Raw genomic sequence first — 15,303 nt, 5'->3', positions numbered from 1 at the left:
GACTCAGTGGCACAGACCGCGGAGGTGAAGCATGAACACTGAACTCGATGATCGGGCGCTGCTGGAGCTGCTGCCCTGGTACCTCAACGGCACTTTGGAAGGCGCCGAACTGGCCGCCGTCGAGGCCCTGCTGCTGCGCTCGGCCGAGGCTCGCGAGGAGCTGGAGGTACTGCGTCGTCTGGCCGCCGCCGTGCGCGAGCAGGAGCAGGCGCACGAGGCGCCGCCCTTCGAACTGGGCTGGGCACGGCTGCAGCGCAGCTTGCAGCAGGAGGTGCGGCCGGCGCCGCGGCGCGACTGGTGGAAGCCGGGGCTGGCCGCCGCGGCCGCGCTGGTGGTCGCCCTGCAGCTGGGCATCCTGATGCGTCCGGCGCAGGTCGACAGCGACTGGCAGCTGCAGAGTGGCGGCAGCGAGCAGGTGCTCAGCGGCGGCTACCGGGTACAGTTGCGCTTCGTCGAGCATGCCCAGTGGCAGCAGATCCGTGCCCTGCTGCTGGAGCTGGACGCGGTGCTGGTCGACGGCCCCTCGGCGCTGGGCGTGGTGCAGGTGCATGTGCCGGCGGACAAGCGCTTCCGCGATGGTCAGGCCCTGCTGCAGTGGCTGCAGCAGCAGGCCGTGGTGCAGCACGCCGCGCTGCTGGCACGGGAGCAGCCGTGAGGCGCTGGGCGCTGCTGCTGGTGTTGCTCCTGAGCCTGCCGTTGCAGGCCGCCAGCGACCCCACTGGCGCCGCGCCCCCTTCCAGTAGCGTGCCGGTGCCGGGTGGCCCTGCGCCCAGTCCGGCGCCGAGCGCGCCTGCACCGGCTCCGGCTGCCGTGCCGGCACCTGCTCCTGCCGCGCCCTTACCCGGCGTGACGCCGGCACCCGGTCCGCCGCCGCCCCTACAGCCACCGCGGCGCAGCGGCAGCCTGCTCGACCAGCCACCGCTGCAGGCCGCGCCGGTGCAGTGGCGCGGCGTGGCACCGCCGCCTGCGGACGATCTGCCGCCGCTGCGCGAGTGGCTGGTGTTCGCCGCCGACCAGGCCGAGGCCGAGCGACAGCGCCTGGCGCTGCAGCCCTTCGGCCTGCGCATCCTGCGACGTCAGCAGCTGCCCAGCCTGGACCTGGTGCTCAGCGTGTTCCGCCTGCCGGCGGAGGCCGATGTGCTGCAGCTGGAGCGCGAGCTGCGGGCGCGCTTCCCGGACTGGCAGCAGGAGCTCAATCAGCGCTACCGGCCGCTGGCACAACCGGATGCGGCCGAGCTGCAGCTACGCAACTGGGGCCAGCGCGCCATGGGCCGTGGTCAGCCGGCGTCGGTCGAGTGCGGACGCGGTCTGCAGTTGGCGATGCTCGACGGTCCGGTGAACACCACGCTGGCCGAGTTCGCCGGCGCCGATCTGCACTACCAGAGCCTGCCACCGGCGCAGTACGCCGCCCGCAGCGCCGAGGCGCAGCGCCATGGCACGGCGGTGGCGGCCCTGCTGGTCGGTCGCGGGCAGGTCGCCGGGCTGTTGCCTGGCGCGCGCCTGCAGGCCCTGGGCGTGTTCGGCGAGGACCGCGAGGCCGGTCTGCACACCCGCAGCGACTGGGTGATTCTCGCCCTGGAGCGGGTCGCCGCCCTGCAGCCGCCACCACGGGCGGTCAACCTGAGTTTCGGTGGTTCGCGCAGCCAGCTGCTGGAGGGGCTGTTCGAACGCCTGGGCGAGCGTCTGCACTTCGTCGCCGCCGCCGGCAACGATGGCCAGGCCGGGGTGCGCTATCCGGCCGCCTATCCAGAGGTATTGGCGGTGGGCGCGGTGGATGCACGCCTGCGCCGCCTGCGCCAGTCCAACTTCGGCCGCCACCTGGCGCTGGTGGCGCCCGGCGAGGACATCTGGACCCTGGATGGCACGGGGCAGGGCTTCTTTGCCAGCGGTACTTCCTTCGCCGCGCCCTTCGTCAGCGCTGCTCTGGCCTTGGCCGCCTCGCCCGAGGCGCTGCTGGCCCAGGCCCGTGACCTTGGCATCGCCGGTCGCGACGAACAGTACGGCGCCGGTCTGGCGCGCCTGCCCGGCTGTCGCTGAGCCACGCAGGACGCGGGCTGCAGGCTTTACTCAAGGCACCTGGAAAATATTTTGAACCGCCGACAGGGGAGTCGACGACAGAGGGGCGTAAGGCAATTTCTCACGCCCCCCACGAGGAGCAACTCCATGAAAGCGCTCAACTCCGGCTTCACCCTCAGCAACCTCGGCCTGGCCCTGCTGCTGGCCAGCGGCGCCGCCCTGGCCGTCGACGACAACCCGGCTGCCACCGCCACCGTCAAGGCCGCGCCCAATGCCGGCCAGCCGCACACCCTGCAGGTCAAGCTGAACAACAAGGGTGAGTGGGCGGTGGTGCCCAGCAGCACGGTGAAGCTGCGCATCCAGTACACCCATCAGTGGAAGATGCAGCCGAACAAGCCCTGGGCACGCATCTATATCGGTGAGGCGAAGATTGCCAAGGGCAGCGAGAACTACTTCGACAAGTCGCAGATGTTCGACCTCGGTGCCGCCCAGGTGCTGGCCGCCAGCGGCTATCTGAATGCCAACCTGCCGTTTGCCCTGCTGGTCGACGACGGCATTCCCGGCGCCGACATCGCCACCTACTGCAGCTTCGAGAAACACAACCGTCTGAAGCAGGGCAAGACCCTCAACCAGGTGCTGCGCCAGGGCTTCAACGTCAAGCTCGACGTGCCCTTGCGGATGGCTGGCTACTATCAGCTGGGCGGCGGGCCCAATACCTCGCGGCCGCCGAGCAACCACCAGTACAGCCTGTGGGACAAGACTGCGCCGGTGACCATCCAGTGCCTGGGCAACCCGGCCATTGCCGACCAGGTCGACCCGCCCAAGGGCCCGCAGGGCCTGGCCGCCGGCTTCCAGGTCACCGAGGTGCAGCTGGAAGCGCAGCCGGCCAAGCTCAAGGGCGTATGCCCGGCCGAGATCAGCCTCAAGGCCACGGTCAAGGGCGTCGGTGGCGGGCCGATCAAGTACTGGCTGGAGGAAGTCGGCGGCAAGGGCGCGGCCATGCAGATGAGCAGTAATCTGCCCGGCAAGGTCGGCGAGGCGAGCCTGCGGGTGATCAACCAGAAGGTGGTGCTCAAGCCCGAGGCCGGTCCCGTGCAGCAGGGCATCGGTGGCTTCCAGGCCAACACCCAGGGCCAGGGTACCCTGGTCAAGCGCAGCTACCGCTTCAACGTGCTGGCGCCGAACAAGCAGCAGTCCGGCGTGGTGAATGTGGAAGTGCTGTGCACCAGCACCCTCAATGTGGATGTCGGCGGTCAGGGCAACAAGCTGCAGGTGCAGCCGAACATGCCGGACCCGCATCCGCAACCGACCCCGGGCAACCTGCGCGCCCCGCAACCCCAGCCGCCCAAGCCGGAACTGCAACTGCGCGCCCCACAGCCGCAGCCCGAGCCGCCCAAGCCGAGTCTGCAGATCAAGGCCGCCGAGCCGCAGCCACCCAAGCCGCAGCTGCAATTGCAAAGTCAGTGAGCCGAAAACAAAAAAGCCCCGGGGCGAATGCCTCGGGGCTTTTTTCTGTCTGGCGCATCCGGCGGGATTCGAACCCACGACCCCTGCCTTCGGAGGGCAGTACTCTATCCAGCTGAGCTACGGATGCGTTGCGGGGCGCAATCATACGCATCCGCTTCGCGGGCGTCCATGCGGGCTGTCGGTCAGAGCTCCTGCATGGCGAAGTCGGCCTTGCTCACGCCGCAGTCGGGGCACAGCCAGTCGTCGGGTACCTCGGCCCAGGGCGTGCCGGCGGGAATGCCATCGTCTGGCCAGCCCGTGGCTTCGTCGTAGATCAGGCCGCAGATGATGCAGATCCAGGTCTTCATGCTGGCACCTGCTGCCCGAGCGGGCGCAGGCCGCTGTCGAAGTTGGCCAGCGAGGGAAAGCGCAGCGGTTCGATACTTTCCAGTCGCAGCAGGTAGTCGCGGTACTGATCGAGGATCACGCCACGCGCCTCGGGGCTAATATAGGGCACGTGGTAGGCGGCGAACGGCGGCAACACGCGCATGCCGACATAGGCCAGGGTGCCACGCTGCAGCGGACGCAGCATGGGCTCCCAGTCGCCGTGCACGGCATCTTCGTCCTCGAACATGTGCTGCTGGCCGCCGAGGCTGAAGCTGAGCAGCGCACGCTTGCCGGCCAGGCCGCCACGGTCGTAGAAGCGCAGGCCACCGTAGCAGGTGCCGGAGACCAGCACGCGGTCGATCCAGCCCTTGAGCATGGCCGGCAGCGAACACCAGAACAGCGGGAAGTTGAGGATCAGCAGGTCCGCCCACAGCAGCTTGTCCAGCTCGGCGGCGATATCGGGCGCGAGGGCGCCGGTCTTGACCGTCTCGCGCTGCTCCAGGGCGTAGACCAGGTAATCGGGATTGCTGCGCACGGTGAAGTCGGCGGCCGAGGCCACCGGGTTCCAGCCCATGGCGTAGAGGTCGGAGACCTGCACCTGGTGGCCGGCGCCCTGCAGGGTGGCTACGGCCAGGTCCTTCATGGCGCTGCAGAAGGACTGCGGCTCGGGGTGGGCGTGGATGATCAGGGTGTTCATGGGCAATTCCGGGAGCGGCAATAGGAGAGCAACCCTCTCCCTGGCCCTCTCCCATGAATGGGAGAGGGGACTAAAAGCAGGGCTCAGGCGACCTGTTGGGTCGTGGCGCTGGTCGGCTTCTCTTGCGCCTGCCAGCGGTTGGCGCGGGCGAAGGTGCCGAAGTCGTTGAAGCGCACGCCCATCTCGCGCATCACACGGTGCGCCACCGGCGCGGTCAGCTGGCGGATGTAGAAGGGCTCCTTGACCACGAAATGGTGGATGCCGTGGGTGCTGCCGAAATTGAAGCAGAACGCCTGCAGCGGCCACAGCCACCAGGGGTTGAGCACCTGGGTCTGCTGGATCACGTTGCCCGCCTCGACGTCGCCGTAGTAGTGCATGTTGGAGCTGACGAAGTGCAGGCAGAAGGTGCGCAGCACGTTGGGGCCGATTAGCACCACCACGGCGAAGGTCACGCCATCCATCACCGCCAGGCTGGTGGCCGACCAGGCGATCGGCGCGCCAGCGACGGAGGCCACGAAGTCGATCAGGTGGAAGCCGAGGAACACATACCAGGTGCCCCAGTTGAGCAGGCCCAGTGGCGCGTAGCCGACCAGGGTGCGCGTAGCGATCATCTTGCGATGGGCCCAAGTCCTGGCGCGCAGGAAGCGGATCAGCGAAGACATGACGTTGTCGCCGACCATCAGCAGGCGGGCGACGCCCCAGGGCTCGCCGTTGGTGATGGCGCGCTCCTCGATGTCGGTCTCGGTGCCGGACACCTTGTGGTGATTCAGGTGCAGGTGGCGGCGGATCCACGGGTTGATGGTGCTCGGCCGCGCCAACCAGACCAGCGCCATCATCAGGTTGTGCGGCAGGCGCTGCTTGCGGAAGTACATGGAGTGGATCAGGTCGTGCTCCAGCTCGTGGGTCAGCGAGGCGAAGAAGGCGTTGGCCAGCAGGCAGGCCCACCAGGCGATGGCGCTCTCGGCATACAGCCAGGCGCTGCCGAGCATGCCGGCTAGGGCGAAGGCCAGGATGCCGGCGCCGAGGGCGTCCTGGTGCTGCAGGATCGGGTAGCGTCGGCGCAGCTCGTCGCCATGGGCCATCACCACGGCGCGGATATGCGCCGAGCGTTGTTGATGGGTTGCAGGAGTCGGGGTCATGCACGCATCCTCTTGTTCGATGCCCTGCCAGGCACCGCGGACTGTTGTTGGATTCGACCAGGCTAGAGTGCCCCCGTCGGCACCACCCCGCCTGACCGACAACGCCAACCTGTTGACCGAGAATGCCAAGCTGCATGACTGAAGCCTCCACCCTGGCCAGCTGGACCCGCGCCCTGCGCCGCCAGCTCGATGCCCTCGGCCTGGACAGCACCGCCCTGTGCCAGGCCGCCGGCCTCGACCCGGCGCTGATGGACGACCCCAACGCGCGCTATCCGCTGCACGCCACCACCCGCCTGTGGCAGCTGGCGGTCGACGCCAGCGGCGACCCGACTCTGGGCCTGCACACCTCCCGTCACGTCGCGCCGACCACCTTCCACGCCCTGGGGCTGGCGGTGATGGCCAGCGGCAGCCTGCGCGAAGTGTTCGAGCGCATCGTGCGCTACCACCAGGTGGTCAGCGACGCCCTGGTGCTGGAGCTGCGCGAGGCGGGCGAGGTCTGCGAACTGCATTTCCGCCTGCCGCCGGGGGCGCCGGCGCCGGCATCCGAGGCCATCGACGCCTTCGCCGCGATCTATGTGCGCACCTGCCGCAACCGCCTGGGTCGCGACTATGCACCGCTGGCCGTGTACCTGCGCCGGCCGCCGCCGGCCGACGCGCGGCCCTGGCAGGCCGTGTTTCGCGCGCCGGTGCACTTCGCCGCCGCCGAGGACATGCTGTGCTTCGCCCGTGCCGACCTCGACCAACCGCTCGCCGACGGCAACCCGGAGCTGGCCGCCCACAACGAGGCGGTGCTGCGTAAACGCCTGGAGGCGCTGCAGCCGGACACCGTGGCGCGCCGCCTGCGCCGTGCCCTGGAGCAGTGCCTGCCGAATGGCGAGCCTGCAGCGGAAACCCTGGCCCACGGCCTGCACCTGAGCCTGCGCAGCCTGCAGCGCCACCTCAGCGAGGAGGGCAGCAGCTACGAGCAGGTACTGGCCGACACCCGCCGCGACCTGGCCCTGCAGCACCTGGCCGAGGCCGACTGCGCCATCGGCGAAGTGGCCTACCTGCTCGGCTTCGCCGACAGCAGCAGCTTCAGCCGCGCCTTCAAGCGCTGGACCGGGCAGAGCCCCAGCCAGTACCGCGACTCGCTGCGCGGCTGAGCTGTAGCGTGTGGCGAACGGCACTACAGGCCGTTGTGACATGGGCGTTCTTTATATCGAACACGTGGGGCGGCCGGCAGCGCTGCCCGCGGCGACCCTGCAATCCAACTCCGGCCATGGCTGCCGCAAGGTTGACGGGGAAATATCGGGGAGCGGCGTGGCCCTCATACTTTTTGGTTATTTTGTTGGTTTTATCGAACAAGGCTCTTGCCCTTTGTCGACGCTGGCCCTAGGATTCGTTTGACATTTCAAACGCCCGCCCGCCTCTTGGCGGGCTACCTTTATGCCCTTACTGCCTTGCCTCCGTGGTGGCGCGTACAGGAGAACGCCATGCAACTGAAAGACGCCCAGCTGTTCCGCCAACAGGCCTTCATCGACGGCCAGTGGCTGGACGCCGACAGCGGCCAGACCATCGCCGTGAACAACCCGGCCACGGGCGAGATCCTCGGCAGCGTGCCGAAGATGGGTCGCGCCGAGACCCGTCGCGCCATCGAAGCCGCCGAGCGCGCCCTGCCGGCCTGGCGTGCGCTGACCGCCAAGGAGCGTGCAGGCAAGCTGCGCAAGTGGTTCGAGCTGATCATGGCCAGCCAGGACGACCTGGGCCGCCTGATGACCCTGGAGCAGGGCAAGCCGCTGGCCGAGGCCAAGGGCGAGATCGCCTATGCCGCCTCCTTCATCGAGTGGTTCGCCGAGGAAGCCAAGCGCATCTATGGCGACACCATCCCCGGCCATCAGCCGGACAAGCGCATCATCGTGATCAAGCAGCCGATCGGCGTGACCGCGGCCATCACCCCGTGGAACTTCCCGGCGGCGATGATCACCCGTAAGGCCGGCCCGGCCCTGGCCGCCGGCTGCACCATGGTGCTCAAGCCGGCCTCGCAGACCCCGTATTCCGCCCTGGCCCTGGCCGAACTGGCGCAGCGTGCCGGCATCCCGGCCGGTGTGTTCAGCGTGGTCACCGGCAGCGCCGGCGAAGTCGGCGGCGAGCTGACCAGCAACCCGATCGTGCGCAAGCTGACCTTCACCGGCTCCACCGAAATCGGTCGCCAGCTGATGGCCGAATGCGCCCACGACATCAAGAAGGTGTCCCTGGAGCTGGGCGGCAACGCGCCGTTCATCGTCTTCGACGACGCCGACCTGGATGCCGCCGTGGAAGGCGCGCTGATCTCCAAGTACCGCAACAACGGCCAGACCTGCGTCTGTGCCAACCGCCTGTATGTGCAGGACGGCGTGTACGACGCCTTCGTCGACAAGCTGAAGGCCGCCGTGGCCAAGCTGAAGATCGGCAACGGCCTGGAAGAGGGCACCACCACCGGCCCGCTGATCGACAGCAAGGCCGTGGCCAAGGTCGAGGAGCACATCGCCGACGCCCTGGGCAAAGGCGCCAAGCTGGCCTTCGGCGGCAAGCCGCACGCCCTGGGCGGCAGCTTCTTCGAGCCGACCATCCTGGTCGACGTGCCGAACAACGCCGCCGTGGCCAAGGAAGAGACCTTCGGCCCGCTGGCCCCGGTGTTCCGCTTCAAGGACGAGGCCGAGGTGATCCGCCTGGCCAACGATACCGAGTTCGGCCTGGCCTCCTACTTCTACGCCCGCGACCTGGGCCGCGTGTTCCGCGTGGCCGAGGCCCTGGAGTACGGCATGGTCGGCATCAATACCGGCCTGATCTCCACCGAGGTGGCGCCGTTCGGCGGCGTGAAAGCCTCCGGCCTGGGTCGCGAAGGCTCCAAGTACGGCATCGAGGACTACCTCGAAATCAAATACATGTGCCTCGGCGGCGTATAAGCCGCCCGGGTAACGAATCCGTGGGTGTCGGGTGACAGGCAGGAGTCGTGGTCACCCGGCGTCGGCGTTTCCGGTGGTGGCACCGGCTAACCCAGCCGACGGCCAGCGAGTAGACCGCAGTTCGATCATCGTTAGCTGCAGCGTCGCCCGCCCCGTCATCATCCTTGGAACGAGCCGCCAGAAGCGGCTTATGAGGACCACAATGAGCAAGAACGAATCCCTCCTGCAACGTCGCCAGGCCGCCGTGGCCCGTGGCGTCAGCCAGATCCACCCGATCGTCGCCGAGCGCGCCGAGAACGCCACCGTGTGGGACGTCGACGGCCGCGAGTACATCGACTTCGCCGGCGGTATCGCCGTGCTGAACACCGGCCACCTGCACCCAAAAGTGATCGCCGCCGTGCAGGAACAGCTGACCAAGCTGACCCATACCTGCTTCCAGGTGCTGGCCTACGAGCCCTACATCGCCCTGTGTGAAGAGATCGCCAAGCGCGTACCGGGCGACTTCGCCAAGAAGACCCTGCTGGTCACCTCCGGCTCCGAAGCCGTCGAGAACGCCGTGAAGATCGCCCGTGCCGCCACCGGCCGCGCCGGCGTGATCGCCTTCACCGGCGCCTACCACGGCCGCACCATGATGACCCTGAGCCTGACCGGCAAAGTGGTTCCCTATTCCGCCGGCATGGGCCTGATGCCGGGCGGCGTGTTCCGCGCCCTGGCACCCTGCCCGCTGCACGGCATCAGCGAAGACGAGTCGATCGCCAGCATCGAGCGCATCTTCAAGAACGACGCACAGCCGCAGGACATCGCCGCCATCATCATCGAGCCGGTGCAGGGCGAGGGTGGCTTCTACGTCAACTCCAAGCCGTTCATGCAGCGCCTGCGCGCCCTGTGCGACCAGCACGGCATTCTGCTGATCGCCGACGAAGTGCAGACCGGCGCCGGCCGTACCGGCACCTTCTTCGCCACCGAGCAGCTGGGCATCGTGCCGGACCTGACCACCTTCGCCAAATCGGTCGGCGGCGGCTTCCCGATCTCCGGCGTGTGCGGCAAGGCCGAGATCATGGACAGCATCGCCCCGGGCGGCCTGGGCGGCACCTATGCCGGCAGCCCGATCGCCTGCGCCGCGGCCCTGGCCGTGATGAAGGTGTTCGACGAAGAGAAGCTGCTGGAGCGTTCGCAGGCCGTTGGCGAGAAGCTCAAGGCTGGCCTGAATGCCATCGCCGCCAAGCACAAGGTGATCGGCGACGTGCGCGGCCTGGGTTCGATGGTCGCCATCGAGCTGTTCGAGGGTGGCGATCACAACAAGCCGGCCGCCGAGCTGGTTGGCAAGATCGTTGCCCGTGCGCGCGAGAAGGGCCTGATCCTGCTGTCTTGCGGCACCTACTACAACGTCATCCGCTTCCTGATGCCGGTCACCATCCCGGATGCCCAGCTGGAAAAAGGCATCGCCATCGTCGCCGAGTGCTTCGACGAACTGGCCTAAGCGTCATGGCTCCCGCGCAGCGGGAGCCTCGATCCTGCGTGTCGCCCCTGCCGGGGCGATGCCCGATTCGCCTGTGGCTCACCAGGCCAGGCGTCTCCCTCATGACCCGCCCTTCGGCGGGTCTTTTTTTGTCTGCCGCTTGCTGTAGCCCGGATGCCATCCGGGAAGCAGGCAACACCGCCCCCGGATTGCATCCGGGCTACACCGGCGCTCAGGCATGCAGCGCCTCGCGGGCTGGGACGGGGGTGAGGAAAGATCTCACCCCGCCTGCAGCGCTTCGCGCACGAAGTCCAGGCGGTCCTGGCCGAAGAACAGCTCGTTGCCGACGAACATGCTCGGCGCACCGAACACGCCGCGCTTGATCGCCTCGTCGGTGTTGGCCTTGAGCGCGTCCTTGATCGCCTGCTCGGCGATCAGCCCCAGCAGCTGCTGAGGATCGAAGCCGCCGGCGGCCAGCACCTCGGCCAGCACGGCCGGGTCACCGAGGTTGCGCGCCTGCACCCACATGGCCTCGAAGATCAGCTGGAGGAAGGCCTCGAAACGCTCCGGCAGGCGCTGCTGCACGGCCACCGCGGCACGCATCAGCGGCAGGGTGTTGATCGGGAAGTGCGGGTTGAACTGCAGCGGCACCTGGTAGCGCCGGGCATAGCGCGCCAGGTCCTGCAGCATGAAGCGGCCCTTGGCCGGGATGGTCACCGGCGAGGCATTGCCGGTGGCCTGGAACACCCCGCCGAGCAGCATCGGCTTGTAAACCAGGGTCGCGCCTTCCTCGGCGCAAAGCCTGGGCAGCTGGGTCCAGGCCAGGTAGGTGGTGGGGCTGCCGAAATCGAAGTAGAACTCGACGGTCTTGCTCATGGAGTGTCTCTCTATTGTGCTTGTTGTTATCGGCCTGGAGTCGGGCTGAGCGAGTGGCCGTTACCAGCGCTCCATCCAGGGCCGCAGATCCAGCTCGAAGGTCCAGGCATCGCGCGGCTGGGTATGCAGGAACCAGTAGTTGTCGGCGATATGCTCCGGGTCGAGGATGCCGTCCTGCTCCTTGCGCGCGTAGATATCGGGGAAAGTGTCGCGGATGAAGGCGGTGTCGATGGCGCCGTCCACCACCACATGGGCGACGTGGATGTTCCGCGGCCCCAGCTCGCGCGCCATGCTCTGCGCCAGGGCGCGCACGCCGTGCTTGGCGCCGGCGAAGGCGGCGAAGTTGGCCGCGCCGCGCAGGCCTGCGGTGGCGCCGGTGAAGAGGATGGTGCCGCGCCCGCGGGTGACCATGCGCCGCGCCACCGCCTGAGCGGTGAGGAAGGCCGAGAAGCAGGCCATCTCCCAGATCTTGAAGTACTTGCGCGCGGTTTCCTCGAGGATGCTGCACGGCACGTTGGCGCCGATGTTGAAGACGAAGGCCTCGATCGGGCCGATGTCGCGCTCGATGCCCTCGACCAGCGCGGCGACCTCCTCTTCCTTGCGTGCGTCGGAGGCGAAGCCATGGGCCTCGCCGCCGCCGGCGCGGATCTCGTCGACCAGCGGCTGCAGCTTGTCGGCGCTGCGCCGGGTCACGCAGGCGACATAGCCCTCGCGGGCGAAGCGCTTGGCGATGGCGCCGCCGGTGGCGTCGCCCGCGCCGATCACCAGGACCACTTTCTTGTCGCTCATGCCGCTCACCTCTTTTGATAAACGATCGTTTAGTTAACGGACGTTATGCTAAGCTTTCGACATCCGTCAAGCAGGAGTTCCATCATGCGCTATTCCGCCGAGCACAAGGCCCAGACCCGCGACAAGCTGCTGGCCAGCAGCGGCGCACTGGCCAAGCGCGGCGGTTTTTCCGCGACCGGGGTGGACGGCCTGATGAAGGCCATCGGCCTGACCGGGGGTGCCTTCTACGGGCATTTCTCCTCCAAGGACGAGCTGTTCGCCGCGATCGTCGAACGCGAGCTGAGCCACAGCCTGAAGCGGCTTGGTGATGGCGAGGCCGGCCGCGAGCGGCTGCAGCGCTGCCTTTCCAGCTACCTGAGCATGGCGCATGTCGAGCAGCCGGACAGCGGTTGCGCCATCCCCACCCTGGGTGCGGAGATCGCCCGGGCCGACCTCGCCGTGCGTGCGCGTGCCGAGCACTGGCTGGTGCGCCTGCAACAGACCTGGGGCGAGGTCCTGGAGGACCCGCAGCTGGCCTGGGCCATCCTCGCCCAGTGCGTCGGAGCCCTGGTGGTGGCGCGCATGCTGGCCACGTCGCAGTGCCAGGAAGAGGTGCTGACCGCGAGCCGGGCATTGATCGGCGCCAGCCTGGCTGCGGCGAAATGACACCGTGCGCGGGCCGCGACGACGCGTTTAGATAGTCTGACCCAACGGCCAGCATTTCGTCGGCCGGCACTGGTCTGGACACTTGCGGCAGGTAGAATGCGCGCCGCAAGCATGACGCCATTATTTCGCCATCATTGAGGTCCCCATGTCCGCCCCGGCTGCAGTACCGGAAGTTCTCATAGCCGAAGCCGACCCCTGGACTGCCGATCTGCTCACCCAGCTGGTGCTGGATATTCGCAGCGATGCCCGGGTGCAGCATTGCAGCGATGGCGAGGCGGCGCTGGCGCGCTGCCGCCGGCGCCTGCCCGACCTGATCATCGCCGATGGCGAGCTGCCGGGGCTGGATGGCATCGAGCTGCTGCGCCAGGTGCGCCGCCACCCGCGCACGCCGGCCATGCCCTACATCCTGATCAGCAACCGCGTCGACGCCGGCAGCGTGCGCGCCGTGCTGCCGCTGGCGCCGGCGGCCTACCTGGCCAAGCCGTTCAATGCCGAACACCTGCGCCAGCGCCTGGCCGGCCTGCTTCCGGCCGCCAGCAACGACGGTGCCGCTGTCGCCGCACCGCTGCTGGTGGATGACCTCGAGCAGTACCTCGACGGCGTGCGCGAGGAAGGCCAGGGCGCTCCGCTGCTGGCCGACGTGCGCGGCGCGGTGGCCAACAGCCTGCAAGCCAGCGAGACCGACCTGGGCCAGCTGGCCCGCGAGTTCTCCCGCGACCCGCAGATCACCGCGCGCCTGATCGCCGCCGCCAACAGCGCCGCCGAGCAGCGCGGCGGCATCTGCCAGACCCTGGCCCAGGCCCTGCAGCGCCTGGGCGTGGCGCGTGCCCTCAATCTGGTGCTGGGACTGGCGCTGCAGCGCAGCGCGCGCCTACAGGACCCGCGCCTGGCCGAACTGGCCGGCGTGGTCGGCGAGCGCGCCCAGCGCAGCGCCGAGCTGGCCCACTGGCTGGCGGCGCAGCTGCGCCTGGACCATGAGCTGTGCTACACCGCCGGCCTGCTGCACAACATCGGCGAGCTGGCCCTGCTGCGCTGCCTGCAGGACTGGCAGGACGCCGGTGGCGCCCTGGGCAACGAGCAGATCGAGCAGGCGCTGCGCCAGCGCGCCGCCGGCTTCGGCTCGGCGCTGCGCATCCGCTGGCGCCTGCCGTTCGGCCTGCGCGAGCTGATCGCCGCCTTCTACGGCCTGGGGGCCGGGGTCTTCTCGCGCGAGGCGCTGGTGCTCAACCTGTGCGGCCAGCTGCTCGGCCTGCCGGCCAGCCGCAGTGTCGGCGAACTGGCCGAGAGCCGCCCGGCGCGCATGCTCGGCCTGCGCCCGGAATTCCTCCTGCGCATACCGCAGCCGCTGCTGGCCGCCGGCTGAGGCGCGCTCAGGCGACCCCGGCGGCCTGGCGCAGGAGCTCCACGTCGACTATCTCGATCTCGCCGTAGGTCAGGCGCAGGGCGCCGCGCGCCTGCAGCTCCTTGAGGATCTGGTTGGTGGTCTGCCGCGACAGGCCGAGCATCAGCGCCAGCTGCTCCTGGGCCAGGTGTAGCACCCGGCGCGGGCCGGTCTCGCCGTAGCCCTCGGCCATCATCAGCAGGCGCCTGGCCAGGCGTGGCGCGGCTGGCAGCAGGCTCATCTCCTCCAGGGCGATGAACGCCAGGCGCAGCTTCTGGCTCATCAGCAGGGCGAAGTCGCGCCAGTGGCCCGGTTCGCGGGCCAGCAGGGCGAGCAGCGCCGCCTGCGGCACCTGCAGCAGCAGGGTTGGGCCCTCGGCATAGGCGTCGTGGGTGCGCGGCTGGCCGTCGAACAGGGAGATCTCGCCGAACCAGTAGGGCGGCTCGACCAGGGTCAGCAGCGCCTCCTTGCCGTCGCGGCCGACCGCGCCGACCCGCATCATGCCCTCCAGCACCGCGTACAGGCCGCAGGGCGGGTCGCCGCGGCGGAACAGGCGCTGCCCCGGCTCCAGGCGCAGCAGGCGCGCCTCGCCCAGCAGGGTGCCGCGCAGCGCCGGCGACAGGTGGCTGAACCACTGGCCGTGTTCCAGCAGGGGTCGATAGTGGGATGGGCTCTCGCTCATGGGCTTTGTCGCCTAGCTGACAGTCGTGCACCGGGGGCTGGCGTGATGATGCCACCAAGCCTGCCTTGCTGAGGAACTCCGATAATGAAAACCCTCGTCGACCATCTCGGCCAGTACGCCGAATACCACCGCGACCGGCGCAACATCTTCAGCCACTTCATCGGCATTCCGATGATAGTGGTGGCCGTGGCCGTGCTGCTGTCGCGCCCGGGCTGGGAGGTTGCTGGCCTGTGGGCCTCGCCGGCGCTGCTCACGGCGCTGGCCGCCGGGATCTTCTACCTGCGCCTGGACCTGCGCTTCGGCCTGGTCATGGCGCTGCTGCTGGCCCTCAGCCTGTGGGCCGGCGTCAGCCTGGCGCAGCAGGGCACCCTGGTCTGGCTGGGCGCGGGCCTCGGCCTGTTCGTGGTCGGCTGGATCATCCAGTTCATCGGCCACTACTACGAGGGGCGCAAGCCGGCCTTCGTCGACGACCTGATGGGCCTGGTGGTCGGCCCGCTGTTCGTGGTCGCCGAGCTGGGCTTCCTGCTCGGCCTGCGCGCGGAAGTGGAAGCGGCTGTCGAAAAGCGTGCCGGCCCCACCTGCATCCGCCCGCACAAGTCTCTCGCCTCCTGACCCCCGCGGCCGCGCCCCAGGCGGCCGCTGCGCCGGCGCGCAGCGTAGTCCTCGCGCGCCGGCTACTACAAAGCGTCGCCTCCGCGACATTTTCTGCCGCGCGCCTAGGCCGCTCCCGCCCATTCGGATAAATCGACGAACGGCCATTCACGCCCCGAATGCCGCTCTGCGCCGCGATCCCCGTGAAATGGCCCGGCATCCCAGCAACAACGGGACTTTCCGGGATGGATAAGGAACTACAGGTCACGGT

At 68.8% G+C, this 15,303-nt stretch carries 15 protein-coding genes and 1 tRNA gene; 9 read left to right on the top strand and 7 right to left on the bottom strand.

Going from position 1 to position 15,303, the window contains the following annotated elements:
- Positions 1 to 31 precede the first annotated feature (31 nt).
- The 3 genes from AAG092_RS10060 (at position 32) to AAG092_RS10050 (ending at position 3,483) form a co-directional block, all read left to right on the top strand.
- Positions 32 to 655 carry an anti-sigma factor gene (locus AAG092_RS10060; RefSeq protein ID WP_286947945.1) on the top strand — a complete coding sequence of 208 codons (624 nt, stop codon included), beginning with the start codon at positions 32 to 34 and terminating at the stop codon, positions 653 to 655.
- A complete protein-coding gene (locus tag AAG092_RS10055) occupies positions 652 to 2,037 on the top strand; it encodes a S8 family serine peptidase (protein WP_373386515.1) in 1,386 nt (461 codons plus the stop codon). Before AAG092_RS10060 ends, AAG092_RS10055 begins: the two co-directional genes overlap by 4 nt.
- A gap of 126 nt (positions 2,038 to 2,163) precedes the next feature.
- Complete coding sequence (locus AAG092_RS10050; RefSeq protein ID WP_373386514.1) at positions 2,164 to 3,483, top strand: hypothetical protein; 1,320 nt, start codon at positions 2,164 to 2,166, stop codon at positions 3,481 to 3,483.
- A 50-nt stretch (positions 3,484 to 3,533) separates the two neighbouring features.
- Here AAG092_RS10050 and AAG092_RS10045 read toward each other — a convergent pair.
- From AAG092_RS10045 to AAG092_RS10030, 4 genes are all read right to left on the bottom strand, one after another.
- A tRNA-Arg gene (locus AAG092_RS10045) sits at positions 3,534 to 3,610 on the bottom strand.
- Positions 3,611 to 3,665: 55 nt separating this feature from the next.
- Positions 3,666 to 3,830 carry a rubredoxin gene (locus tag AAG092_RS10040; RefSeq protein ID WP_110680395.1) on the bottom strand — a complete coding sequence of 55 codons (165 nt, stop codon included), beginning with the start codon at positions 3,828 to 3,830 and terminating at the stop codon, positions 3,666 to 3,668.
- Entirely contained in the window at positions 3,827 to 4,546 is a 720-nt protein-coding gene (locus AAG092_RS10035) for an NAD(P)H-dependent oxidoreductase (protein WP_373386513.1), read from the bottom strand. Before AAG092_RS10035 ends, AAG092_RS10040 begins: the two co-directional genes overlap by 4 nt.
- Positions 4,547 to 4,629: 83 nt before the next feature.
- Complete coding sequence (locus AAG092_RS10030; protein ID WP_373386512.1) at positions 4,630 to 5,685, bottom strand: fatty acid desaturase; 1,056 nt, start codon at positions 5,683 to 5,685, stop codon at positions 4,630 to 4,632.
- 134 nt (positions 5,686 to 5,819) lie between these two features.
- On the opposite strand from AAG092_RS10030, the gene AAG092_RS10025 reads away from it, so the two are divergent.
- From AAG092_RS10025 to gabT, 3 genes are all read left to right on the top strand, one after another.
- Positions 5,820 to 6,827 (top strand): AraC family transcriptional regulator, encoded by a 1,008-nt coding sequence (locus AAG092_RS10025; RefSeq protein ID WP_373386511.1) that lies wholly within the window; start codon positions 5,820 to 5,822, stop codon positions 6,825 to 6,827.
- Positions 6,828 to 7,157: 330 nt separating this feature from the next.
- Positions 7,158 to 8,609, top strand: coding sequence for an NADP-dependent succinate-semialdehyde dehydrogenase (gene gabD, locus AAG092_RS10020; protein WP_373386510.1), 1,452 nt, complete (start codon positions 7,158 to 7,160; stop codon positions 8,607 to 8,609).
- Between the two features lie 202 nt (positions 8,610 to 8,811).
- The gene (gabT, locus tag AAG092_RS10015; protein ID WP_021700965.1) at positions 8,812 to 10,089 is read left to right on the top strand and encodes a 4-aminobutyrate--2-oxoglutarate transaminase; all 1,278 of its coding nucleotides are present in this window, start codon (positions 8,812 to 8,814) and stop codon (positions 10,087 to 10,089) included.
- Positions 10,090 to 10,347: 258 nt separating this feature from the next.
- On the opposite strand, the gene AAG092_RS10010 is transcribed toward gabT, so the two are convergent.
- Both AAG092_RS10010 and AAG092_RS10005 read right to left on the bottom strand, forming a co-directional pair.
- Positions 10,348 to 10,944, bottom strand: a complete 597-nt coding sequence (locus AAG092_RS10010) for a 2-hydroxychromene-2-carboxylate isomerase (protein WP_373386508.1) — start codon at positions 10,942 to 10,944, stop codon at positions 10,348 to 10,350.
- 60 nt (positions 10,945 to 11,004) lie between these two features.
- Entirely contained in the window at positions 11,005 to 11,733 is a 729-nt protein-coding gene (locus tag AAG092_RS10005) for an SDR family oxidoreductase (RefSeq protein ID WP_373386506.1), read from the bottom strand.
- Between the two features lie 84 nt (positions 11,734 to 11,817).
- On the opposite strand from AAG092_RS10005, the gene AAG092_RS10000 reads away from it, so the two are divergent.
- Both AAG092_RS10000 and AAG092_RS09995 read left to right on the top strand, forming a co-directional pair.
- Positions 11,818 to 12,378, top strand: a complete 561-nt coding sequence (locus AAG092_RS10000) for a TetR/AcrR family transcriptional regulator (RefSeq protein WP_373386505.1) — start codon at positions 11,818 to 11,820, stop codon at positions 12,376 to 12,378.
- A gap of 145 nt (positions 12,379 to 12,523) precedes the next feature.
- On the top strand, positions 12,524 to 13,741 hold the full coding sequence (locus AAG092_RS09995; protein ID WP_373386504.1) for an HDOD domain-containing protein: 1,218 nt from the start codon (positions 12,524 to 12,526) through the stop codon (positions 13,739 to 13,741).
- A 7-nt stretch (positions 13,742 to 13,748) separates the two neighbouring features.
- Here the strand turns inward: AAG092_RS09995 and AAG092_RS09990 are convergent, their stop codons facing one another.
- On the bottom strand, positions 13,749 to 14,441 hold the full coding sequence (locus AAG092_RS09990; RefSeq protein WP_373386503.1) for a Crp/Fnr family transcriptional regulator: 693 nt from the start codon (positions 14,439 to 14,441) through the stop codon (positions 13,749 to 13,751).
- A gap of 84 nt (positions 14,442 to 14,525) precedes the next feature.
- Here AAG092_RS09990 and AAG092_RS09985 point away from each other — a divergent pair, with 84 nt between their 5' ends.
- Positions 14,526 to 15,053, top strand: a complete 528-nt coding sequence (locus AAG092_RS09985) for a DUF962 domain-containing protein (protein ID WP_373386502.1) — start codon at positions 14,526 to 14,528, stop codon at positions 15,051 to 15,053.
- The last annotated feature ends 250 nt before the right edge of the window (positions 15,054 to 15,303 follow it).

The organism is Pseudomonas alcaligenes (assembly GCF_041729615.1).
Classification (GTDB): Bacteria; Pseudomonadota; Gammaproteobacteria; order Pseudomonadales; family Pseudomonadaceae; genus Aquipseudomonas; species Aquipseudomonas alcaligenes_B.
The sequence above is the reverse complement of the archived record's forward strand: the minus strand, read 5'-3'. Positions and strand labels throughout refer to the sequence as shown.